General features: G+C 27.1%; 2 protein-coding genes and 1 pseudogene. 2 read left to right on the top strand and 1 reads right to left on the bottom strand.

Annotation, left to right across the window (positions count from 1 at the left end; translation table 11 throughout):
* Both rplT and EZH24_RS12310 read left to right on the top strand, forming a co-directional pair.
* A partial coding sequence (gene rplT, locus EZH24_RS12315; RefSeq protein ID WP_137999351.1) for a 50S ribosomal protein L20 occupies window positions 1-241 on the top strand: 241 nt, incomplete at its 5' end.
* A gap of 151 nt (window positions 242-392) precedes the next feature.
* Complete coding sequence (locus tag EZH24_RS12310) at window positions 393-764, top strand: hypothetical protein (RefSeq protein WP_137999350.1); 372 nt, start codon at window positions 393-395, stop codon at window positions 762-764.
* 173 nt (window positions 765-937) lie between these two features.
* Here EZH24_RS12310 and EZH24_RS12305 read toward each other — a convergent pair.
* A pseudogene (locus tag EZH24_RS12305) lies at window positions 938-1,120 on the bottom strand (bifunctional NADH-specific enoyl-ACP reductase/trans-2-enoyl-CoA reductase); the annotation flags it as partial.

Here is a 1,120-nt window from a genome sequence, read left to right as displayed (position 1 = left end):
AATAAGAGGTTTGAAATACGCTTATAGAGATAGAAGACAGAAAAAAAGAATGATGAGAAGATTATGGACTTTGCGTATAAACGCGGCTTGCAGACCTTTGGGAATATCCTACAGCAAATTTATAAACGGACTTAAAAAAGCTAATATTATAATCGACAGAAAGGCTTTGTCCAATTTGGCTATAGACGATTATAAAGCTTTTGAGGCGGTAGTCGAAGCGGCTAAAAAATCTTTGGCATAATTTTAACTCAAATAATATTTAAAACCGTTCGTAGAAATTTACGGACGGTTTTTTATTATGAGAAAATTTAATTTTTATATAAAACTGTTGACAATTTTTATTAAAAATATACGATATTCATATAAAACTATTTGAAAATTAAGGAATTATTATGAAAAATATATTAATATATCTAATTCTATTGCTAACTGTTGTTAGTTGCACCTATACGAGTTATGAAAAGTATATTGTAGAAGGCGATAAAACTAATGTCACCATAAGGTATCGAGGCTTAAATGACGATAGAAAACTTGAGAAAAATTTAAAGGAGATTTATGTGGAAAATCTGCCCATAATAATTGATATGAAACAGGCCGCCTATTATGACGGTCCATATGTTTATAGAAATAAAAATAAGCTATATTGGGAAATAGAAGCGTATTCCGAATCTCCAGGGACTTTAATATTAAGGATGGAAGAATCGGGAGTATCCAATATGACGACTAATAATTATTTGAGAATAATTTCGTATTTTGATTTTTGAAGAATAATTTTATATTTAAAATAAAAATTAAGGTAGAATTTTGACATAATTTGCATGATTAACTCTAATAAATAAAAACCGTTCGTATTATTTATTCTTATACGGACGGTTTTTTATTATTTAATAATGTTTTTATATTCTTTAGATAATAATTAAAATATTTAAATTATAAATTATATCTGAACATCTTTACTATAATCTATTCCTTCGATTTCAAAACCATGCATATTCATATAATCTCGTCTAAACAAAGACATATCTGCCAATTCTTTAACATTATCTTTGTTTAATTTATTCCAATCTTCCAATACTTCTTTTTGAACATCGTCTCTTAATTCCCAATCGTCAAGCCTTAT

The organism is Brachyspira catarrhinii, from assembly GCF_005518285.1.
In the GTDB taxonomy this organism is placed as follows: Bacteria; Spirochaetota; Brachyspiria; order Brachyspirales; family Brachyspiraceae; genus Brachyspira; species Brachyspira catarrhinii.
Note: the sequence above shows the minus strand (reverse complement) of the source record. Positions and strands in the feature narration are given on the sequence as shown.

Excerpts from the sequence above, each read along its gene's own strand:
- EZH24_RS12310 (WP_137999350.1), top strand. The coding sequence starts at position 393 with ATGAAAAATATATTAATATATCTAATTCTATTGCTAACTGTTGTTAGT.